This is a genomic window from Mucilaginibacter ginsenosidivorans (assembly GCF_007971025.1).
Lineage (GTDB): Bacteria > Bacteroidota > Bacteroidia > Sphingobacteriales > Sphingobacteriaceae > Mucilaginibacter > Mucilaginibacter ginsenosidivorans.
Window position 1 is genome coordinate 5,076,592 of record NZ_CP042436.1, and the last position, 20,276, is coordinate 5,096,867.

Sequence of the window (20,276 nt, forward strand, 5' to 3'; positions counted from 1 at the left end):
AAGCCCTCGGAATTACGCGGTTGTTAGATTTGAGATATGAGACGTGAGATATGAGATTTATCTCGTGTCTTTTCCCAAACCCTGTTATTTGTTGTTTATTATTTGACTTGAGGTTTAGATATAAGATTCAGGATGTCTGTCTCAAATCTCATATCTCAAATCTCACGTCTAATTACTCTTCGTCCAATTTATACTTGGCCAGGTTCATTCCAAAAGATAAGCCTTTTGATTTAACCAGGTCCTGTATTTCTGTTAATGATTTCTTACCAAAGTTGCGGAACTTCAACATGTCTGCAACGTCGTAAGACACCAGGTCGGCCAGGCTGCGTATGTCGGCAGCTTTCAGGCAGTTCAGTGCGCGCACCGAAAGGTCAAGGTCAACCAGTTCAGTTTTCAGGATCTTGCGCATGTGCAGTATCTCTTCGTCAACTTCCTTGGTCTCTTCTTTAGCCTGTGCCTCCAGCATCATGTTCTCATCGCTGAACAGCATAAAGTGCTGGATCAATATCTTGGCAGCTTCCTTTAATGCATCTTCAGGATGGATAGAGCCGTCGGTAGCAATATCCAGAACTAATTTTTCATAGTCTGTCTTTTGCTCCACACGATAGTTCTCGATGGTGTATTTTACGTTCTTTATCGGGGTGTAGATAGAGTCGATAGCGATAACGCCAACGTTAGCGTCGGGGTTTTTGTTTTCCTCGCTCGGAATATAACCGCGGCCCTTATTGATGGTCAGTTCGATCTCCAGGGTTACCGCAGTATCCATGTTGCAGATCACCAGGTCGGGGTTCAGAACGGTAAAGTTATTCGAGAACTTGGTAATGTCGCCGGCTTTGAAAGCATCCTGACCGTTTACGATCACAAATACTTTTTCAGTATCGCCCGAGTCACCCGATTTTTTCAAACGCACCTGTTTCAGGTTCAGAATGATCTCGGTAACGTCCTCAACAACACCCTTGATGGTCGAAAACTCATGCGTTACGCCCGAAAAACGAACAGACGTAATTGCAAAGCCTTCCAAAGATGAAAGTAAGATACGACGTAAAGCATTACCAATGGTTACACCGAAACCGGGCTCAAGGGGACGAAACTCAAATGTACCCTCGAAATCCGTTGATTTCTGCATGATAACCTTGTCTGGTTTTTGAAATGCTAAAATTGCCATTTATATCCTTTGTTAATTGTTTACTTGATTAGATCTGAGAGGTGAGATCTGAGATGTGAGATTTTTTCTGCTTATCTCTTTTCTTACTTTCAAAATCTTATAATTTACTTCTATATAAAATCAGATGTGAGATTTGAGTTTGTCTCATATCTCACATCTAAAATCTCATATCTTATTTAGAGTACAACTCGACGATAAGGTTTTCCTTGATATTCTCAGGTATCTCGTCGCGGTTTGGATAGCTCAGGAATTTGCCTGTTAAATTGGCAGCATCCCACTCAAGCCAGCTGTATTTATTGATCTTTCTGCCTGCAACCGAGTTGCTGATGGCTTCCAGTGATTTTGATTTTTCGCGTACCGATACTACGTCGCCGGCTTTCAGGCTGTATGAAGCAATGTTCACTACCTGGCCGTTTACGTTGATGTGCTTGTGGCCCACCAGCTGGCGTGCTGCCGAACGGGTTGGCGCAATGCCTAAACGGTAAACTGCGTTATCCAAACGTGCCTCTAACAGTTTCAGCAGGTTCTCGCCGGTGATGCCTTCTTTAGCAGAAGCGCGGTGAAACAGGTTCTCGAACTGGCGTTCCAACACACCATAGGTGTATTTAACTTTCTGTTTTTCCTGCAACTGTACAGAGTACTCGGATTGTTTGCCCCTGCGTTTTGAAACGCCGTGCATACCCGGAGGGTAATTTTTTCTTTCTAACGCTTTATCCGGGCCGAAGATGGGCTCGCGGAACTTACGCGCAATTTTGGATTTTGGTCCTGTGTATCTAGCCATTTTGTTGGTTTTTAAAGTATCAACCGGCCCGCAGCCGGCGACTCTTAGCTTTAAAAAATTATATTAATTAAACTCTTCTGCGTTTTGAAGGACGACAGCCGTTATGCGGCAGCGGGGTGATATCCTTAATAGTAGTTACCTCGATACCGGTGGTTTGCAAAGTACGGATAGCCGACTCGCGACCTGCACCGGGGCCCTTTACAAATACCTCAACCTTACGCAGGCCCAGGTCATAAGCAACTTTACCGCAATCGGCAGCAGCTTGTCCTGCAGCATACGGGGTGTTCTTCTTCGATCCTTTGAAACCCATTTTACCTGCCGACGACCACGAAATAGCCTGCCCGCTTTTGTTGGTAAGGGTTACAATGATATTGTTAAAGGTAGCGTTGATATGCGCTTCGCCAACAGGCTCAACAACAACTATACGCTTTTTGGTAACTTTTTTAGTTTTAGCCATCTTTTTTTGAGGTTTGAGATATGAGATTTGAGATGTGAGATTTAATATCTCATTTCAAATACATCAGTATCCTTTTTATCTTTCTATTTTAACAGAGATGGCAAACCTGATATGATTCTCATATCTCAAATCTAACATCTCAAATCTATTTACTATTTAGTAGCTTTTTTCTTGTTAGCAACTGTCTTACGTTTTCCTTTACGGGTACGCGAGTTGTTTTTGGTACGCTGGCCACGCAAAGGCAAACCTTTACGGTGACGTGTACCGCGGTAGCATCCTATATCCATTAAGCGCTTGATGTTAAGCTGCACTTCCGAACGGAGGGCGCCTTCCACCTTGATCTGGTCGTTGATAATTGTACGGATAGCAGTAAGCTGCTCATCGGTCCAGTCTTGTACTTTAGTATTCAGATCCACACCCGCCTGATTCAGAATGTTCTGCGCGGTTGAGCGGCCGATACCATAAATGTAAGTAAGTCCGATCTCTCCTCTTTTGTTCTTTGGTAAATCAATACCTGAAATCCTTGCCATATTTTTCTTTTTGTTTTAAGTAATCGACCGAACGGCGGCTACCGTTGTACGAATCGATACAATATTTTAATTATCGATTTATTGAATTGTTGAATTAGTGATTACTTAACTTCTGATCCGGTAAATCAATAATTCTATAATTCAATAACTATTCTTATCCCTGGCGCTGTTTGAACTTTGGGTTCTTTTTGTTGATCACATAAAGTTTCCCGTTACGACGGATGATCTTGCAATCAGCACTGCGCTTTTTAATGGATGCTCTAACTTTCATCGCTTTATTATTTATATCTATAGGTTATTCTACCCTTTGTTAAATCGTACGGGCTCATCTCCAGTTTCACCCTGTCGCCAGGCAGAATTTTGATGTAGTGCATACGCATTTTACCGGATATGTGTGCAATAATCTCATGGCCATTCTCCAGTTCAACCCGAAACATTGCGTTCGACAATGCCTCCCGAATTGTTCCGTCCTGTTCAATCGAAGATTGTTTAGCCATATTTTCTTTTTAGATTTGAGATATGAGAACTGAGATTTGAGACTTTTTGTCCCCCCTTAACTCTATTCCTCTATCCGTTTTTTTAAAGTCTTTCCGTTAAAATGTCGATTTGATAAATGAAACCTCACATCTCAAATCTCACATCTATTGTCTTTTATACTTTATTATCCGCTTTAAAACCGGGATGCAAAATTAAGTATTTTTTTTCTAAATATTAACTTTTTCTTTCAAAACTTCATCAACGTATGAAAAACTTGAAAGGATGTCTGCTTTCCCTTTATTTACTGCCACGGTGTGCTCGTAATGGCACGATGGCTTTTTGTCTGATGTTGATACGGTCCACCCGTCGTTCCAGAACTTAACACCTGCCCGGCCCGCATTGATCATCGGCTCGATAGCGATAACCATACCTTCTTCCAGCTTAATGCCCGATCCGCGTTTGCCGTAGTTGGGCACTTCCGGTTTTTCGTGCAGGTGTGTTCCTACGCCGTGGCCCACCAGTTCCTTTACAACCCCAAAACCATTCTTCTCCGCATGTTCCTGAACGGCGTAACCTATATCGCCAACGCGCATACCGGCTACTGCTTTTTCAATACCCAGGTAAAGACACTCTTTGGTAACCCGCATCAGTTTTTTTACGGTCTCATCAACTTCGCCTATGGCAAAGGTGTAAGCCGAGTCGCCATAATACTTATTCATCAATACGCCGCAATCAACCGATACCAGGTCGCCTTCAACCAGCTCATGCTGGCCGGGGAAACCGTGTACCACCTGGTCGTTCAGCGATATACAAAGCGAGTAAGGGAAACCGCCATAATTTAAAAATGCCGGCACTCCCCCGTTATCACGGATGAAAGTCTCGGCAAGTTTGTTTAATTCTATAGTTTTTATTCCGGGGCGTATAACTTTGGCTATCTCCCCAAGGGTTTTGGCAACAAGTAAAGAACTTTCTCTTATCAGTTCTATCTCTTCGACAGACTTATAATTGATCTTTGACATGTTATTAAATTAGATGACCGGCGGCGTTGTACCTGCCGAAGTAGGCGTAGCCGTCCGTCCGGTGATACGTCCTGTTTTCATCAGGCCGTCATAATGCCTCATCAGCAAGTGGCTTTCTATCTGCTGCAAAGTATCCAGCACAACACCTACAAGGATGATGAGCGATGTACCGCCAAAGTACCTTGAGAAAATAGGCTGCACACCAATTGCCGAAGCAAAAGCAGGTATGATTGCGATGAAGGCAAGGAAAATAGATCCCGGCAACGTGATCCTCGAAATAATACCGTCGATAAATTCAGACGTCGTCCTTCCCGGTTTTACTCCCGGGATAAAGCCGCCGTTCTTTTTCATATCGTCAGCCATTTGGTTCGGGTTGATCGTGATGGCCGTATAGAAATACGTAAACACAATGATCAATATCGCAAACAGCAGGTTGTGTGCCCACGAGGTGTAATTAGCCATCGACATAACGATGGGATTAGTTGACACAGATGGGAACAGCTGAGGTATATACGCCGGGATAAACATCAGTGCCTGGGCAAAGATGATAGGCATTACACCGGCAGCATTAACCTTTAAAGGGATATACTGGCGCACGCCGCCATATTGCTTGTTACCCACGATACGTTTGGCATATTGCACACCAACTTTTCTTGTACCCTGCACAATAAGTATGGTAAGCATTACCACGCCTATCAGAGCGATAAGTTCCACAATGAATGTGATCAAACCGCCTTTACCGCCGGTACGTACGCTGAACTCCGTCAGGAACGCGCCTGGTAGCTGTGCAATGATACCCACCATGATGATGAGCGAAATACCGTTTCCTATACCTTTGTCGGTTATCTTCTCACCCAGCCACATCACGAATAATGTGCCCGCGGTCAATATAACTACCGACATCAGGTTAAATGTAAATGCGTTTATCTCGGGGCTTATCTGGTTAGGCTGCAGCTGCGATTTTACATAACCAACGGCCTGTAAAGCGGTGATACCGATAGTAAGGTAACGGGTCCATTGGTTAAGTTTGTTACGGCCGCTTTCACCCTCTTTTTGCAATTTGGTGAAGTATGGCACCGCAATGCCCAGCAATTGCACCACGATAGATGCCGAAATATAAGGCATCACACCCAGCGCAAAAATAGATGCATGGGAGAACGCGCCGCCCGCAAACATATTCAGCAGGCCCACGAGGCCTTCCTTGCCCTGCGAGTTGCTCAGGCTCGAATAGATCACACCTGGTAAAACCACATATGTTCCTATACGATATATTAAAAGAAATAAGAGTGTGTTAATAATACGCACTCTTAAGTCTTCAATTTTCCAGATGTTGGATAATGTAGTGAATAGCTTCCTCATTGGGATTTACAACTTTACGATAGTACCACCGGCTGCTTCAATTGCTTTTTGAGCGGTTGCTGAAAAAGCATGAGCCTTTACTTCCAGTTTGGCTTTCAGCTCGCCGCGTCCCAGTATTTTAACCAGGTCGTTGCGCGAAACCAAACCATGTTCCTTCAAAGTTGCAAAATCAATTGCAGAAATCTTGTAAGCTTCTGCTAATTTTTGTAATGCGTCCAGGTTGATGCTCACATATTCCACACGGTTAGGGTTTTTAAAGCCCACCTTTGGCACACGGCGCTGCAACGGCATCTGGCCGCCTTCAAAACCTATCTTGGTGCTTGTACCAGAGCGTGAACCGGCCCCTTTGTGACCACGGGTTGACGTGCCGCCACGGCCCGAACCTGTACCACGGCCAATTCTCTTCCTGTTTTTAGTAGAACCTTCTGCAGGTTTAAGATTACTTAAATTCATGATATTAAATATTTTCAACAGCTACCAAATGATTAACTTTACGTACCATGCCGATGATAGCAGGCGTAGCTTCCACCTCAACACTGTGGTTAATTTTCTTTAAACCCAATGCTTCGATGGTTTTTTTCTGGCGCAAATTCCTATCGATCACGCTCTTAATCTGTGTTATTTTGATCTTTGCCATGACGATTATCCGTTAAATACTTTACCTAAACTAATGTTGCGGTGCTGTGCCACGGTATAAGCATCGCGCATTTGCGACAGTGCCGATACGGTTGCCTTTACCACGTTGTGCGGGTTTGACGAACCTTTTGACTTTGCCAATACGTTGTGTACACCTGCCGACTCAAGCACGGCGCGCATTGCACCACCTGCTATAACACCGGTACCGTTTGCAGCCGGTTTTAAGAAGATAAAACCACCCGAAAACTTACCTACCTGCTCGTGCGGTATGGTGCCGTTAATGATAGGCACTTTTACCAGGTTCTTCTTAGCATCGTCAATACCTTTGGCAATAGCCTCGGTTACTTCTTTTGCTTTACCCAAACCGTAACCTACAACGCCATTTTCGTCGCCTACTACCACGATGGCAGAGAAGCTGAAAGTACGGCCACCTTTGGTTACTTTGGCTACACGCTGTATGCTCACCAGGCGATCTTTCAATTCGATCTCGCTGGTTTTTACTCTTTTTATATTGATTGTTGACATCGCTCTTTCCTGTTAAAAGTTTAAACCGCCTTCACGTGCACCTTCAGCCAGTGATTTCACACGGCCGTGATATAAGTAACCGTTCCTGTCGAACACTACATCTTTAATTCCTGCCGCAACGGCTTTGGCAGCAACCAGTTTGCCTACGGCAGCTGATTGTTCTGACTTATTGCCTTTTGCGCTGAAATCTTTTGATAAAGATGATGCAGATGCTAAAGTTTTTCCGGTCACATCGTCAATCACCTGGGCATAAATACCTTTGTTGCTCCTGTATACTGACAAGCGCGGACGCTCGGAAGATCCTGAAACCCGTTTCCTGATCCCCTTTTTGATTCTGTCTCTTCTTGATAATTTACCTGTCATGACGATTATTTTTTAGATGCTGATTTACCTGCTTTTCTTCTCAATTGTTCGCCAACAAACTTGATACCTTTACCCTTGTAAGGCTCTGGTGCGCGCAGCGAGCGTATTTTGGCAGCAACCTGGCCGATCAGCTGTTTGTCTATCGACTCTAGGATGATGGTTGGGTTTTTACCTTTTTCAGCAGTAGTGGTAACTTTAATTTCTTTAGGCAGTTCAAACACATAATGGTGAGAGTAGCCCAATACAAGGTCCAAAGTGTTGCCCTGGTTAGTAGCGCGGTAACCCACACCAACTAATTCCTGCTCCATTTTGTAACCTGATGTTACGCCAACAACCATGTTGTTAAGCAGTGCACGATATAAACCGTGTAATGCCTTGTGGCGTTTCTGGTCGGTCGGACGCTGAACCAGCAGGTTCCCGTCTTCCTGTGCAACAGTGATATCGCTATCAACTGCCTGGTGCAATTCGCCTTTAGGGCCTTTTACCGTAACTACGTTAGCATCGCTAACAGTAATGGTAACTCCCGAAGGTATTGCTATAGGTGCTTTTCCTATTCTTGACATTGCTTAATTTCCTCCTGATTTGATTAATAAACGTAGCACAATACCTCGCCGCCAATATTTTGCTGGCGTGCCTCTTTGTCGGTCATTACACCTTTTGAGGTTGATAGGATAGCGATACCTAAACCATTTAATACTCTTGGCATATTGCCCATGCCTGCGTATTTTCTCAAACCTGGTTTACTGATGCGCGATATGCTGCGGATAGCAGGAACTTTAGTTATCGGGTGGTACTTCAAAGCAACTTTGATGATGCCTTGCGGACCAACTTCTTCAAACTTAAAGTTAGCGATGTAACCTTTGTCGAAAAGCACTTTCGTGATTTCCTTCTTCAGATTTGATGCAGGAATTTCAACAACCCTATGGTTGGCTTTAATAGCATTCCTTACTCTTGTAAGATAATCTGCGATTGGATCTGTATTCATTTTATTGTTTTATGATAGTGGTTTCCGTAGACCTTCTATCGGTTCATATTCATTTTGTCAATGGTCAATAGTGAATGGTCAATAAGGTTATTCACCATTGACTATTCACCACTCACCAATTACCAGCTTGCTTTCTTCACTCCCGGTATCTTGCCTTCCAGGGCCATTTCGCGGAATGTTACGCGCGAAATACCAAACTGGCGCATGTAACCACGCGGGCGGCCTGTAAGTTTGCAACGGTTGTGCAGTTTTACCGGCGACGATGCTTTAGGCAATTTGTCTAATGCTTCCCATTCGCCGGCTGCTTTCAAAGCTGCTCTTTTTTCAGCGTATTTAGCTACTAATTTGGCGCGTTTGATCTCACGTGCCTTTACACCTTCTTTAGCCATTATTTATTTTGATTTTTAAATGGTAATCCAAATTCTTTCAGCAGTTCCAATGCTTCCACGTCGTTATTGGCCGAGGTTACAAAGGTGATGTCCATACCCTGTATCTTATTGATCTTGTCAATGTTGATCTCAGGGAAAATGATCTGCTCGGTGATGCCCAGCGTATAATTGCCGCGACCGTCGAAACCTTTATCGTTGATACCCTTGAAATCACGGATACGTGGCAATGCAACAGCTATCAAACGGTCAAGAAACTCGTACATATTGTTATCGCGTAAAGTTACACGTACGCCAACCGGCATACCTTTACGTAATTTAAAGTTCGAGATATCCTTTTTCGATTTTGACGAAACAGCCTGCTGACCGGTAATCGTGCTCAGTTCATTGATGGTTTGCTCGATCAGTTTTTTGTCGGTAGTTGCACCGCCAACACCCTGGTTGATAGCAATTTTTTCCAGCTTAGGAACCTGCATTACGCTTTTGTACTGAAATTTATCTTTCAGGTTGGTGCGTATCTCTTCCTTATATTTCGATTTTAATCTCGGAACGTATGTTTTTGCAGTTGCCATTACTTAATTTCCTCCCCTGATTTTTTAGCCACCCTTACCAGTTTGCCTGCTTTATTTTTAATACGGCCCACGCGGGTAGGTTTGCCCGATTTAGGGTCAACCAGCGCCAGGTTCGAAATATGGATAGCAGCTTCCTTTTTTACTATACCGCCGTTAGGGCTGGTTGCATTTGGTTTGGTATGTTTCGATACCATGTTTGCACCTTCCACTATAGCGCGGTTTTTATCTATAATTACCTCAAGGACTTTACCTTGCGATCCTTTTGAATCACCTGCAATTACCGCTACCAGGTCGCCCTTGCGGATCTTTAATTTGGCAGGTTTTACTTCTTGTTTCTTTGTCATTTTACAATACCTCCGGTGCTAATGATACAATTTTCATGAATTGCTTTTCGCGCAATTCCCTCGCAACCGGGCCAAATATACGGGTGCCTCTCGGCTCGTCCTGATTATTTAACAAAACTGCTGCGTTGTCGTCGAAACGGATATAAGAACCATCTTTCCGGCGTATTTCCTTCTTGGTCCTTACTACTACTGCCTTTGATACAGTACCCTTTTTGATGTTGCCCGATGGCAAAGCACTTTTAACGGTAACTACTATCTTATCGCCAATAGAAGCATATCTTTTACCGGTACCGCCCAAAACGCGGATCACTAAAACTTCTTTAGCGCCACTGTTATCGGCTACGTTTAATCTTGATTCCTGTTGTACCATCGTTATTTAGCCCTTTCTAATATTTGAACTAATCTCCAGTTTTTGTTTTTGCTCAATGGGCGCGTTTCCATAATCAATACGGTATCGCCAATACCGCAGGTATTAGCTTCGTCATGAGCCATAAATTTGGTAGTCTTTTTCACGAACTTACCATAGATCGGGTGCTTTACTTTACGCTCAACGGCAACTACAATAGATTTTTCCATCTTATTGCTTACTACCAGGCCGGTACGCGTTTTTCTTAAATTTCTTTCCATTTCGAGCTTAAAAAATTATTTATTTTCGGAAGCTGACGCCGCTTTGCGCTTTGTTAATTCAGTATTTAAACGAGCAATATCCTTACGCACTTTCGTAATACGGGTCGGATTCTCAATAGCCGAAACTGTATGAGCAAACTTAAGCTTGGTAAGGTTGTTCCTTTCCTCGCTTATTCTTGCGGTCAATTCTTCAGTTGATAGCTCTAAAACTTCTGAGTTCTTCATTTTCTTTATTAGTTATTTTGAGTTTTTAGTCCCAAGCCCGCTTTATCAAACCGATAACTGCAAACTCAAAACTGCTAACTTGTTTACGCCTCTACGTAATCTCTACGTGTTACAAACCTGGTTTGTACCGGTAACTTCTGTGCTGCAAGGCGCAACGCCTCTTTAGCAACTTCCAGTGGTACACCTTCTGCTTCGAAGATGATCCTGCCGGGGCGAACTACCGCTACCCAGTATTCCGGAGCACCTTTACCTTTACCCATACGTACTTCCGCCGGTTTCTTGGTTACAGGCTTGTCAGGGAATATCCTGATCCATACCTGGCCTTCACGTTTCATAAAACGTGTTACAGCGATACGTGCAGCCTCGATCTGGCGGCTGGTGATCCAGGCCGGCTCGAGTGATTTTATACCGAAAGAACCGAATGCCAGTTCAGCGCCACGAGTGGCCATCCCCTTCATTCTGCCTTTTTGCATTTTTCTGAACTTCGTTCTTTTTGGCTGTAGCATTTTTTTAAGCTTTTATATCTAAACGATGTCTGTCTCGACTTGATTTATTCTATTATTATCTTCTTCCGCTTTGTCCGCCTGGGCGATTGCCACCTCCGCGGTTCTGTCCGCCCGGACGGTTACCACCGCCACCTCTGTTACGGTCGCCACCGCGGTCGTTTCCGCCACGACGGTCATTGCTCCTGCGTTCGCCACCGCGCTCACCGCCTCTTTCGTTGCGTCCGCCAAATGATGCCGAACCTTCAGGGCGTCCGCCTTTACCGCTTGCACCGCTTGCTGCACCAATATTTGGCGACAGGTCGCGTTTGCCGTAAACCTCGCCTTTGCAAATCCATACTTTAACACCTATTTTACCATAAGTAGTTAAAGCTTCGGCCAAAGCGTAATCGATATCGGCGCGGAAAGTATGCAGAGGGATCCTTCCTTCTTTATACTGCTCGGTACGTGCCATTTCAGCACCGCCTAAACGGCCCGATGTCATTACCTTGATACCTTCGGCACCCATTCTCATGGTCGATGCGATGGTGGTTTTCATAGCGCGACGGAAAGAGATACGTGCCTCAAGCTGTTTTGCTATGCCTTCTGCAACCAACTGAGCATCAAGCTCAGGGCGTTTTATTTCGAAAATGTTGATCTGAACGTCCTTTTTGGTCAGTTTTTTCAACTCTTCTTTGATCTTGTCAACTTCCTGGCCGCCTTTACCTATCACAATACCCGGACGGGCAGTGTGGATAGTTACGGTAATGCGTTTCAGGGTGCGCTCGATAACTACTTTGGATATACCACCTTTAGCTATACGGGCAGCAATGTATTTGCGGATCTTCTCGTCTTCAACTAATTTATCGGAGTAGTTGTTGCCACCGAACCAGTTAGAATCCCAACCACGGATGATACCTAACCTGTTACCTATTGGATGTGCTTTTTGTCCCATCTTAAATTAATTGTTATCGTTTTTACTGTCCACAATAAGAGTTACATGGTTTGAGCGTTTACGGATACGGTATCCGCGGCCCTGTGGTGCCGGGCGCAGTCTTTTCAACTGGCGGCCGCCGCCTACCGATACTTCCTTCACATATAAACCGCTGTCCTCAACACGCGCGCCTTCGTTTTTCGCTTCCCAGTTCTTAATAGCCGACAGCAGTAATTTCTCAACGCGTATAGCTGCTTCCTTATTGGTATATTTCAATATGTAAAGCGCCTTTTCAACGTTCTCGCCGCGGATCAGGTCTACCACCAAACGCATTTTGCGTGGCGATGTAGGGCAGTTCTGTAACTTAGCAACAGAAGCTCCGCCTTTAATTTCTTTGGCGGCGTCTTTGCGCTGTTTAATCAGTACAGACTTTTTAATTTTTGTTGTTGCTTCCATTGCCTGTTATTTTTTCTTTTCTGCGTGACCACGGAATGTACGGGTTGGGGCAAACTCTCCCAGCTTGTGTCCAACCATGTTTTCTGTTACATACACAGGGATAAACTTGTTACCGTTGTGTACCGCGAATGTATGACCAACGAAATCAGGAGAGATCATGGAACGACGTGACCATGTTTTTACTACTGATTTTTTATTCGAATCATTTAGTGTCACTACCTTTTTTTCAAGGTTATGATCTATATAAGGTCCTTTTTTAATTGAACGAGCCATTATTTCTTCCTTCTTTCAATGATGTAACGATCAGATGTTTTCTTTTTATCACGGGTTTTAAAGCCTTTGGCTAATAAACCTTTGCGTGAACGCGGATGGCCACCTGATGCCCTTCCTTCGCCACCACCCATAGGGTGATCTACCGGGTTCATGGCTACACCACGAACTCTTGGGCGACGGCCCAGCCAGCGTTTGCGACCTGCTTTACCCAATACAGCGTTAGCTTTTTCACCGTTGGATACGGTACCGATAGTTGCCAGGCAAGTCGATAATATCATACGGGTTTCGCCTGAAGGCAATTTGATGATGGCATATTTGCCGTCGCGTGCCGAAAGCTGTGCGTAAGTACCTGCACTGCGTGCTATGGTACCGCCCTGGCCCGGGTTCAGTTCGATATTATGAATGATAGAACCCAGCGGGATATTTTTCAAAGGCAATGTGTTGCCAACTTCAGGTGCAGCTGTTTCGCCCGATACTACGGTCTGTCCAACTTTTAATCCTTCAGGGGCTATCATATACCTTTTTTCGCCATCAGCAAAGTGCAGCAAAGCAATACGTGCCGAACGGTTAGGGTCATATTCAATAGTCGCTACTGTAGCCGGGATATCAAACTTATTGCGTTTGAAATCGATCAGCCTGTATGCTTTCTTATGACCACCGCCTATGTAGCGCATAGTCATTTTACCGCTGTTGTTACGTCCGCCCGACCTGTTATTAGATGCTACAACCAACGACTTTTCAGGAACGTTCGTTGTAATATCCGAAGTACTGGTGTCTACCCTGAAACGGGTACCCGGGGTAACCGGTTTAAATCTTTTAACTGCCATCTCTGTTATATATTGCTGTAAAAGTCTATAACTTCACCGTCTTTCAACGTCACTATCGCTTTTTTGTAGGTTGCAGCGCGACCGCTCACAATACCCGCTTTCGTGTTGCGACTTTTCAGTTTTCCAACGTATTTGCTGGTGTTTACCGCTACTATGTTAACACCGTACATTTTTTCTATCGCGCCCTTTATCTGTAGCTTGTTGGCCCTGTGGTCAACCTTAAAGGTGTAACGGTTCAGCTTTTCAGTAAGCTGGGTTGCCTTTTCAGTAAGTAAGGGTTTCTTTAAAATTTCCATATTACTTAGCTAATGCTTCCTCCAAAGTTTTAACAGCACCCGTAGTCAGTAAAAGCGTGCCTGCATTCAACACATCATAAGTGTTCAATTGATCGGCAGTTATCACCTTGCTCTTTTTCAGGTTGCGGCTTGATAAATAAACGTTCTCATTTGCAGCGCCCAGTACCAATAACGTTTTCACGTCGGTAACTTTCAGGTCGGCTACCAGCTTTACGTAGTTTTTGGTTTTGATAGAGTCGAAACTGAAATCTTCCAATACTACAATGCTGTTATCTTTTGCTTTGTATGACAGGGCCGATTTGCGGGCCAATGATTTAAGCTTTTTGTTCAGCTTAAAGCTGTAGTCGCGCGGCTGCGGACCGAAGATACGGCCACCACCATTGAACAATGGTGATTTTACGCTACCGGCACGGGCGCCACCTGTACCTTTTTGTTTATATAATTTGCGGGTCGAACCTGCAATTTCATTACGCTGTTTTGCTTTGTGCGTTCCCTGGCGCTGGTTAGCAAGGAATTGCTTCACGTCAAGATAAATAGCGTGGTCGTTAGGCTCGATACCGAATATGGCATCAGAAAGCTGCACCTTGGCACCTGTCTCTTTACCCGAGATATTTAATACTTTAACTTCCATTTTATTTATCCACGATTACGAATGAACCCTTAGCTCCCGGTACGGAACCTTTAACTACCAGCAGGTTTTGCTCAGGATAAACCTTCAAAACCTCGAGGTTCTGAACTTTTACGCGAACATTACCGGTTTGACCAGCCATACGCATGCCTTTGAATACACGTGACGGCCATGACGACGCGCCCAATGAACCCGGTGCACGCAAACGGTTGTGCTGCCCGTGTGTTTGCATACCCACACCGCCAAACCCGTGGCGCTTAACCACACCCTGGAAACCTTTACCCTTTGAGGTACCGGCCACATCCACAAAATCTCCGGCGGCAAAAATATCCACGGTAACAGTGTCACCTAAGCTTTTTTGATCTTCGAAAGTTTTGAATTCAACCAGCCTGCGTTTTGGAGTAGTGCCGGCTTTCTGGAAATGACCTTTTAGAGGAGCAGGGGTGTTTTTTTCTTTTTTCTCACCATACGCCAGCTGAACTGCGGCGTAGCCGTCTGTTTCAACAGAACGAACCTGAGTTACTACACAGGGGCCAGCTTCGATTACTGTACAAGGAATGTTCTTCCCTGACTCGTCGAAAATGCTGGTCATACCTACTTTTTTACCAATAATTCCTGACATTTTAATATTTTCTTTGTGTCCATCGAAGCAGTAGGGCCTCGCTCAAGACATTTTAATCCCCCCGAAAGGGACGGCAAAGATAGAAACTTTAGATTAACTCTCAAATAGTTGCGCTAAAATTTTTTAAGATTTTTTTGAGTAGGAGATTTGAGGAGGATTAGTTGACGAAGTTGATGTTTAACTGGCACGATCCCTAACCTGGTTTAAGAGTTTAGCGCAGCGCTCTTAAATTATAGAAGTAAATTGAGAACTCCGTTCGGATCAGAGCCCTTCTTAACTTTAATATCCGTGTCACTATTGCCGGACGGAGTCCTTCTTTTAATGCATAGATTTAAGTCGCCCTGCGGAAAACCTTAAACCAGGCTGGGATTTGAGTGGGATTGGTTGATGAAGTGAGTGGTTGATTGAGTGGGAGGCAGGCTACATTATTATATCACTGTGCTGTTCGAAGTCTCACGACTTCGAACCATTATGCTTGTAGTCTCAGACTACCGCCATAGTCGTCCGAAGTTACAAACTTCGGACAGCGAGGTTATAGCTGCTTAAGTACTTCTTCGAGTAGTCATATTTCTTGATTATGAGAAATCGTTTTTTTAGCTTTGAGTCAACCAGATAACCAAACCTTTACAAATGAAATATTTATTAGCCTCAATATTCGCTTTAATAGCAAGCTCGCATAGCAATAGAACGAATTTTGCTCAAAAAGTAGATATATATTCCGGTAACTGTACTCTTTACAAAAAGACATTTATACCACCCAATCATATGAAATTTGATGTTGTGAGCAGTGCATTTGGCAAATTAGTAGTAGATCGCTCTAAAAAACATCTCAATTTTTATTATGATAGCAAATTAGTTTTTTCTAGGGATGAGTTTAACAGTTATATCGACGGCAACCAAGGAGGCGAGGGCTTTACGAGTTATAACGGAGTTGATGGACATAGTTTTCCTGCCGAAGGAAAATTTCAGATCAATGTAACTGGCTACCAATACGAAATTTCTAATTACAGAACTAATTAACGCAACAACAATATTATGTCCTTATTTAGAATTGTAGTCAAACAGAAACATTACGCAAACGGCATTAAGCTCGAACAAGGCATGTCTGTAGAAGTCGCTTCTTCATATTCTAATCCTTTAACCACAAACGGCGGCCATGAAGTACAAGATGCTTTCATAAGGAAATATGGTATAGACTTGAAGAAAAATTGTGGTTTATCTTCTGTGTATCTTGATGTTCATAAAATAAGCTAGAAACTTACAGAGGAATAATATTTACGGCAATGCCAGCAAGCACAAAACCATCAAATAGATGGGTATTACCAACAGTACTGGCCATTCTAGGAGCGATTATTGCCGGGAACAACAAGGATGTTCCAGAGGTTTGGATTGGAATCATTGTCGGTATTATATTGGGACTCATTCTTAATGTTGTCATAGCAATAATTCGAGATATCGTACAATAATTTCAGAGTGCTTCCCAAAATCTGGCGCAAGTTTAAGGGCTGGTTGTGCGGTGGATTAACTTGTGCCTGTTATATTGTATAGGATTTGATTATATTTGATTTATTTAAGGAATACAATGGACACTTTACTCATTCAGGTAACTAATCAAAATGCATACAGTTTACTAAATGAACTGGAAAAGCTGCACCTAATAAAGGTTCTAAAAAAAGAAAACAAAACCGAAAAGCTATCTGAGAAATATGCAGGTAAATTGCCTGCTGATGCCGCGAAAAAATTGCATGATCACATTAAACAAAGCCGCGGCGAATGGGATATGTGATAGATAGCAATGCTGTAATTGATTACCTGAGCGGACAAATGCCGGATAGCGGAATGGCATTTATGAATAATATTGTAAATGACACCCCAGTAGTTTCAGTCATAACACAAATTGAGGTTTTGGGATTTAATAATCCTGCAGAAATTGAAACCCTGCTTAACGGGTTTATTGAGGACTCCTTAGTGATACCTCTAAATGATGAAATAGTTAGGAATACTATAGAGATCAGGAAGAAAAGCAAGATCAAAACGCCTGACGCAATTATCGCTGCAACCTCAATTGCATTGAATTATACACTTGTTACGAGGAATACGCACGACTTTAAGAATTTGAACTCATTAAAAACCACGAACCCGTGGTTATTATGAAATATAATATCACAAGGTTATATTCAACCAGGATACGACATGTGGACCTGCCCAAAATGCGGACATCCGTTCTTCAACAAAAATCAGTCGCACTCCTGCGGCAGTTATACCGTTGATGATTTTCTGAAGGACAAACCGGCGCAAAGCGTTGAACTGTTTCATACCTTCCTGGCCGAGTACCAAAAGATCGGCCCGTTCCAGCTGCACCCTGTTAAAACGCGTGTGGCTTTATTAACCAAAATGCGTTTCTGCTCCGTTAATAAGATCGGCCCCGATTACATCGGTATACACCTGGTGCTGACGGCGCCTTTTGAACATACGCTATGTTTTTACAAGATCGATAACCTGGCCAACCGGTTTTTTGTACATCATGCACGTTTATATGATGCCGAAGATATTTCTGCCGAATTAATATATTATATGAGGATGGCGTACGAAGTAGGTAATAGGGCGCATATTATTTTAAAGAAAAATACTTAAATTCATCCGTCTCAATCCATTAGCAAAAATGAAAACAGCCGCCCGCGCTTTAGCCCTGCTCCTCATCCTGTCATTATTCTTCAGTTGCACAAAAAAACCCCATGATCCTTTAGCCAACTCGAGCCGCGAGGACAAGAATGGCTGGATATACATCCACCTCGAAGGTTCGCCGCACGATATCGGTTACCAGCACGGTTACCTGGTGGCTAAAGAAATTGACACCTTAATAAAGGCGTTCCAGTTTTACCTGCCCCATACCACTAACCGCAGCTGGCAATATTTCCGGGCAGCAGCAGCCAGGTTTAACTGGTGGAACAAGATAGATACCGAATACCAGAAGGAACTGGTAGGTATGGCCGCAGGGTTGCGTGCAAAAGGCATGAAATATGATTCGCTGGACCTGGTGGTGCTGAATGGCAATATCGAACTGACATCGTACTACGAACCGCTGCAAATGAATAAGGCCAAACCCGGCAGCGGCGACAACCGCGCTCCAGGCAATTGCAGCGCATTTATTGCTACCGGCAGTTATACCAAAGACGGCAAGATCGTTATCGGTCATAACAACTGGACGGATTATATCATCGGGGAGCGGTGGAATGTTATCGCGGACATAAAACCGGCAAAAGGCAACCATATCCTGATGGACTGCGCACCCGGATTTATCCATAGCGGCGACGATTTTACCATCAGCAGCAGCGGTATTATGGTTACCGAAACTACCATAACACAATTTAAGGGCTTCGACTCGACCAAGACACCCGAATTTGTGCGGGCGCGCCACACGGTACAATATGCCAACAGCATAGATGATGTGATAAAAATGATGACCGCCGGAAATAACGGAGGCTATGCTAACGACTGGCTGATAGGCGACACAAAAACCAATGAAGTGGCAAAGCTGGAACTGGGGTTGAAAGATTACCGTGTATGGCGTTCAAAGGATACCGCCATTATCGGTTCAAATTTCCCGAGCGACCCCAAACTGATCAAAGAGGAAACCACGTTTGATGTGAATAATAAGGCAAGTTCGCCCAATGCCCGCAAACTGCGTATGGAAAAACTGGTGGCTGTAGATTATAAAGGAAAACTGACGGACTCGACAGGGAAACTGATAGAAGGCGACACTTACAGCGCCTACGATAATAAACAGATCATGAACCGTTGTGTTATAGACGGGCACGTAGAGGAAGACCCGATGGGCGTACCCGAATGGAACGAGGGTCCGTACTATCCCATGGGCGCCGTACAGGGCAAAGTAACCACCAGCGACCTTGCCAAAAAGATGCAGTTTTGGGCGCATATGGGTCACCCCGGCGGCGCCGACTTTTTAGCGGCCCCCTACTTTGCCAAACACCCCGAATACAAATGGCAAAGCAAATACCTGCGCGATATGAAGGCTTACCCGTGGACGTTGTTTAGTGCGAAGTAGATGGTTAACGCTTAGCTGTTATCTCGTCGATGATTTGTTGAGTCTTGTCAAGGGAATCAGTCATATATTCGAGATCTGGCCTGAGCGGCTTCCATAAAAGCAAAAGTAACAATACTGCGGAGCCGATGCCAAATGAACCGAATATCCAGGGCAAATTACTTCCATTTCGTTTATCAAAAGATTCGTAAATCGGTACCAGTATATTCTTTGGCGTCGACACTGGGGAATAAATTTCTGCGTTGATAGCAGCAATGTATTTTTTTATATCATTTCCGTAAGGAACACGGTCCAGATAGGTGAACTTATCTAACGGTTTGTCATTAAAGTCGGCCTGGCTTTCTTTTACAAACTGCTGATATGCCTTATCTTTCCCTTCTGATGAAAGATTATTCTTAACCGTTTTAAAATACCGTATAGCAAACCAGCTATACGGTTTATAGCTCCCATTATCGTTAATAATTGTTTGCAATGTATCTGGCCCTGTATATGGAACTGTCTCAACGAGGACTGCACCCTTTGCAGCTCTTTCTCCAAAAAGCCGTTTTGCGGTTTCACCATATATCATACGTATGTGCTTTATTGAACGAGGATTGATCCAGCTAAGGGTGTCATTTAAGCTGGGATGCCCATTGATAACCAGTAGGGCATTGTTCATGGTGGCGGTATCCCCCTTTTTTCCGATCCTATAACTATATTTTTTAATTACATGGTTTGAATTATATACAGGCACTACCAGGTACAGACTCATATCAAAGTTCGAAGACTTGTTTGTTATTGCTATATAAGGTTTGAATCGTGCAAGTTTCTTATCCGCATAAAAGGTTTTAACTGAGTAGAATTTAGTTTGCGCTACGCTATCAATTTGGCTGATACGATCGAGTTTGGTTAATTTCCCGGTTGCTGTTTCAAGATAAGTTTGGGCTAAAACAGTAGGAGCAAGAACGGCCATTGACCCTAAAAGCATAAAGCCAGCAAACGGATCTGATCGAACTCCCCGGGCCGTTAGATCCAATATTTTGATTCGCGGTCCAAGCCATATATAGATTGGTATCCACACAAGAAAACAAGGCGCCCAAAAATTAAGGATATCCTCATCAACAACGATCGCGTTGCTTTTTATAAACAGCAACCATCGCAAAAAGCTGTAAATAACTATTGTTCCTGTTGAGACAATTAGATAGGGAACAAATATTAGTCTGAATTTTACAACAAAACTCTTCATGTGATAAGGTTAGTCGCTA

General features: G+C 43.8%; 36 protein-coding genes. 6 read left to right on the forward strand and 30 right to left on the reverse strand.

Annotated features, from left to right (window positions below):
• Window positions 1–172: 172 nt before the first annotated feature.
• The 28 genes from FRZ54_RS23125 to rplC form a co-directional block, all read right to left on the reverse strand.
• Entirely contained in the window at window positions 173–1,165 is a 993-nt protein-coding gene (locus FRZ54_RS23125) for a DNA-directed RNA polymerase subunit alpha (RefSeq protein WP_147034170.1), read from the reverse strand.
• A 172-nt stretch (window positions 1,166–1,337) separates the two neighbouring features.
• Window positions 1,338–1,946: a 30S ribosomal protein S4 gene (gene rpsD / locus FRZ54_RS23130; RefSeq protein WP_147034171.1), complete on the reverse strand. Its 609-nt coding sequence runs from the start codon at window positions 1,944–1,946 to the stop codon at window positions 1,338–1,340.
• A 67-nt stretch (window positions 1,947–2,013) separates the two neighbouring features.
• Window positions 2,014–2,403: a 30S ribosomal protein S11 gene (rpsK, locus tag FRZ54_RS23135; protein ID WP_147034172.1), complete on the reverse strand. Its 390-nt coding sequence runs from the start codon at window positions 2,401–2,403 to the stop codon at window positions 2,014–2,016.
• 152 nt (window positions 2,404–2,555) lie between these two features.
• Window positions 2,556–2,933: a 30S ribosomal protein S13 gene (gene rpsM, locus FRZ54_RS23140; protein WP_147034173.1), complete on the reverse strand. Its 378-nt coding sequence runs from the start codon at window positions 2,931–2,933 to the stop codon at window positions 2,556–2,558.
• A 154-nt stretch (window positions 2,934–3,087) separates the two neighbouring features.
• The gene (gene ykgO, locus FRZ54_RS23145) at window positions 3,088–3,204 is read right to left on the reverse strand and encodes a type B 50S ribosomal protein L36 (protein ID WP_022833269.1); all 117 of its coding nucleotides are present in this window, start codon (window positions 3,202–3,204) and stop codon (window positions 3,088–3,090) included.
• Window positions 3,205–3,211: 7 nt separating this feature from the next.
• Window positions 3,212–3,430 carry a translation initiation factor IF-1 gene (gene infA / locus FRZ54_RS23150; protein ID WP_022833270.1) on the reverse strand — a complete coding sequence of 73 codons (219 nt, stop codon included), beginning with the start codon at window positions 3,428–3,430 and terminating at the stop codon, window positions 3,212–3,214.
• 207 nt (window positions 3,431–3,637) lie between these two features.
• Entirely contained in the window at window positions 3,638–4,429 is a 792-nt protein-coding gene (gene map, locus FRZ54_RS23155; RefSeq protein WP_147034174.1) for a type I methionyl aminopeptidase, read from the reverse strand.
• Between the two features lie 9 nt (window positions 4,430–4,438).
• The gene (gene secY, locus FRZ54_RS23160; protein WP_147034175.1) at window positions 4,439–5,788 is read right to left on the reverse strand and encodes a preprotein translocase subunit SecY; all 1,350 of its coding nucleotides are present in this window, start codon (window positions 5,786–5,788) and stop codon (window positions 4,439–4,441) included.
• 6 nt (window positions 5,789–5,794) lie between these two features.
• Complete coding sequence (gene rplO / locus FRZ54_RS23165; RefSeq protein WP_147034176.1) at window positions 5,795–6,241, reverse strand: 50S ribosomal protein L15; 447 nt, start codon at window positions 6,239–6,241, stop codon at window positions 5,795–5,797.
• A 4-nt stretch (window positions 6,242–6,245) separates the two neighbouring features.
• Window positions 6,246–6,425 (reverse strand): 50S ribosomal protein L30, encoded by a 180-nt coding sequence (gene rpmD, locus FRZ54_RS23170; RefSeq protein ID WP_147034177.1) that lies wholly within the window; start codon window positions 6,423–6,425, stop codon window positions 6,246–6,248.
• 5 nt (window positions 6,426–6,430) lie between these two features.
• On the reverse strand, window positions 6,431–6,949 hold the full coding sequence (gene rpsE / locus FRZ54_RS23175; RefSeq protein ID WP_147034178.1) for a 30S ribosomal protein S5: 519 nt from the start codon (window positions 6,947–6,949) through the stop codon (window positions 6,431–6,433).
• 12 nt (window positions 6,950–6,961) lie between these two features.
• Window positions 6,962–7,312, reverse strand: a complete 351-nt coding sequence (gene rplR / locus FRZ54_RS23180; protein ID WP_147034179.1) for a 50S ribosomal protein L18 — start codon at window positions 7,310–7,312, stop codon at window positions 6,962–6,964.
• A gap of 5 nt (window positions 7,313–7,317) precedes the next feature.
• Window positions 7,318–7,875: a 50S ribosomal protein L6 gene (gene rplF / locus FRZ54_RS23185; RefSeq protein WP_147034180.1), complete on the reverse strand. Its 558-nt coding sequence runs from the start codon at window positions 7,873–7,875 to the stop codon at window positions 7,318–7,320.
• Window positions 7,876–7,898: 23 nt separating this feature from the next.
• Window positions 7,899–8,297, reverse strand: coding sequence for a 30S ribosomal protein S8 (gene rpsH / locus FRZ54_RS23190; RefSeq protein ID WP_147034181.1), 399 nt, complete (start codon window positions 8,295–8,297; stop codon window positions 7,899–7,901).
• A 119-nt stretch (window positions 8,298–8,416) separates the two neighbouring features.
• Window positions 8,417–8,686, reverse strand: coding sequence for a 30S ribosomal protein S14 (gene rpsN, locus FRZ54_RS23195; protein WP_147034182.1), 270 nt, complete (start codon window positions 8,684–8,686; stop codon window positions 8,417–8,419).
• Complete coding sequence (rplE, locus tag FRZ54_RS23200) at window positions 8,686–9,255, reverse strand: 50S ribosomal protein L5 (protein WP_147034183.1); 570 nt, start codon at window positions 9,253–9,255, stop codon at window positions 8,686–8,688. The genes rpsN and rplE overlap by 1 nt, the downstream gene beginning before the upstream one ends.
• A complete protein-coding gene (gene rplX, locus FRZ54_RS23205; RefSeq protein ID WP_147034184.1) occupies window positions 9,255–9,599 on the reverse strand; it encodes a 50S ribosomal protein L24 in 345 nt (114 codons plus the stop codon). Before rplX ends, rplE begins: the two co-directional genes overlap by 1 nt.
• 1 nt (window position 9,600) lies before the next feature.
• A complete protein-coding gene (gene rplN, locus FRZ54_RS23210; protein ID WP_066006038.1) occupies window positions 9,601–9,969 on the reverse strand; it encodes a 50S ribosomal protein L14 in 369 nt (122 codons plus the stop codon).
• 2 nt (window positions 9,970–9,971) lie between these two features.
• Window positions 9,972–10,226 carry a 30S ribosomal protein S17 gene (gene rpsQ / locus FRZ54_RS23215; protein WP_100342673.1) on the reverse strand — a complete coding sequence of 85 codons (255 nt, stop codon included), beginning with the start codon at window positions 10,224–10,226 and terminating at the stop codon, window positions 9,972–9,974.
• Between the two features lie 15 nt (window positions 10,227–10,241).
• Window positions 10,242–10,451 (reverse strand): 50S ribosomal protein L29, encoded by a 210-nt coding sequence (rpmC, locus tag FRZ54_RS23220; RefSeq protein WP_147034185.1) that lies wholly within the window; start codon window positions 10,449–10,451, stop codon window positions 10,242–10,244.
• Between the two features lie 83 nt (window positions 10,452–10,534).
• On the reverse strand, window positions 10,535–10,957 hold the full coding sequence (gene rplP, locus FRZ54_RS23225; RefSeq protein ID WP_147034186.1) for a 50S ribosomal protein L16: 423 nt from the start codon (window positions 10,955–10,957) through the stop codon (window positions 10,535–10,537).
• 55 nt (window positions 10,958–11,012) lie between these two features.
• On the reverse strand, window positions 11,013–11,888 hold the full coding sequence (gene rpsC / locus FRZ54_RS23230) for a 30S ribosomal protein S3 (protein ID WP_147034187.1): 876 nt from the start codon (window positions 11,886–11,888) through the stop codon (window positions 11,013–11,015).
• 6 nt (window positions 11,889–11,894) lie between these two features.
• Window positions 11,895–12,323: a 50S ribosomal protein L22 gene (rplV, locus tag FRZ54_RS23235; RefSeq protein ID WP_147034188.1), complete on the reverse strand. Its 429-nt coding sequence runs from the start codon at window positions 12,321–12,323 to the stop codon at window positions 11,895–11,897.
• Between the two features lie 6 nt (window positions 12,324–12,329).
• The gene (rpsS, locus tag FRZ54_RS23240) at window positions 12,330–12,596 is read right to left on the reverse strand and encodes a 30S ribosomal protein S19 (RefSeq protein WP_147034189.1); all 267 of its coding nucleotides are present in this window, start codon (window positions 12,594–12,596) and stop codon (window positions 12,330–12,332) included.
• A complete protein-coding gene (gene rplB / locus FRZ54_RS23245; protein ID WP_147034190.1) occupies window positions 12,596–13,423 on the reverse strand; it encodes a 50S ribosomal protein L2 in 828 nt (275 codons plus the stop codon). Before rplB ends, rpsS begins: the two co-directional genes overlap by 1 nt.
• Before the next feature lie 5 nt (window positions 13,424–13,428).
• A complete protein-coding gene (gene rplW, locus FRZ54_RS23250; protein ID WP_147034191.1) occupies window positions 13,429–13,719 on the reverse strand; it encodes a 50S ribosomal protein L23 in 291 nt (96 codons plus the stop codon).
• Between the two features lies 1 nt (window position 13,720).
• Window positions 13,721–14,350: a 50S ribosomal protein L4 gene (rplD, locus tag FRZ54_RS23255; protein WP_147034192.1), complete on the reverse strand. Its 630-nt coding sequence runs from the start codon at window positions 14,348–14,350 to the stop codon at window positions 13,721–13,723.
• 1 nt (window position 14,351) lies between these two features.
• Entirely contained in the window at window positions 14,352–14,969 is a 618-nt protein-coding gene (rplC, locus tag FRZ54_RS23260; protein WP_147034193.1) for a 50S ribosomal protein L3, read from the reverse strand.
• Window positions 14,970–15,599: 630 nt separating this feature from the next.
• On the opposite strand from rplC, the gene FRZ54_RS23265 reads away from it, so the two are divergent.
• Window positions 15,600–15,989 carry a hypothetical protein gene (locus FRZ54_RS23265; RefSeq protein WP_147034194.1) on the forward strand — a complete coding sequence of 130 codons (390 nt, stop codon included), beginning with the start codon at window positions 15,600–15,602 and terminating at the stop codon, window positions 15,987–15,989.
• Window positions 15,990–16,004: 15 nt separating this feature from the next.
• Window positions 16,005–16,223, forward strand: a complete 219-nt coding sequence (locus FRZ54_RS25005) for a DUF6140 family protein (protein WP_147034195.1) — start codon at window positions 16,005–16,007, stop codon at window positions 16,221–16,223.
• A 4-nt stretch (window positions 16,224–16,227) separates the two neighbouring features.
• Here FRZ54_RS25005 and FRZ54_RS23275 read toward each other — a convergent pair whose 3' ends face one another.
• Entirely contained in the window at window positions 16,228–16,407 is a 180-nt protein-coding gene (locus FRZ54_RS23275) for a hypothetical protein (protein ID WP_147034196.1), read from the reverse strand.
• Between the two features lie 144 nt (window positions 16,408–16,551).
• Here FRZ54_RS23275 and FRZ54_RS23280 point away from each other — a divergent pair, with 144 nt between their 5' ends.
• From FRZ54_RS23280 to FRZ54_RS23295, 4 genes are read left to right on the forward strand one after another with little or no spacing between them, the layout of a single operon-like run.
• Window positions 16,552–16,755, forward strand: coding sequence for a hypothetical protein (locus tag FRZ54_RS23280; protein ID WP_147034197.1), 204 nt, complete (start codon window positions 16,552–16,554; stop codon window positions 16,753–16,755).
• Window positions 16,743–17,123, forward strand: coding sequence for a type II toxin-antitoxin system VapC family toxin (locus tag FRZ54_RS23285; RefSeq protein ID WP_147034198.1), 381 nt, complete (start codon window positions 16,743–16,745; stop codon window positions 17,121–17,123). The genes FRZ54_RS23280 and FRZ54_RS23285 overlap by 13 nt, the downstream gene beginning before the upstream one ends.
• Window positions 17,124–17,162: 39 nt before the next feature.
• Window positions 17,163–17,603, forward strand: a complete 441-nt coding sequence (locus FRZ54_RS23290) for a DUF5655 domain-containing protein (protein WP_147034199.1) — start codon at window positions 17,163–17,165, stop codon at window positions 17,601–17,603.
• 28 nt (window positions 17,604–17,631) lie between these two features.
• Complete coding sequence (locus tag FRZ54_RS23295) at window positions 17,632–19,035, forward strand: C45 family autoproteolytic acyltransferase/hydolase (RefSeq protein ID WP_147034200.1); 1,404 nt, start codon at window positions 17,632–17,634, stop codon at window positions 19,033–19,035.
• A gap of 4 nt (window positions 19,036–19,039) precedes the next feature.
• Here the strand turns inward: FRZ54_RS23295 and FRZ54_RS23300 are convergent, their stop codons facing one another.
• Window positions 19,040–20,257: a hypothetical protein gene (locus tag FRZ54_RS23300; protein WP_147034201.1), complete on the reverse strand. Its 1,218-nt coding sequence runs from the start codon at window positions 20,255–20,257 to the stop codon at window positions 19,040–19,042.
• Window positions 20,258–20,276: the final 19 nt, after the last annotated feature.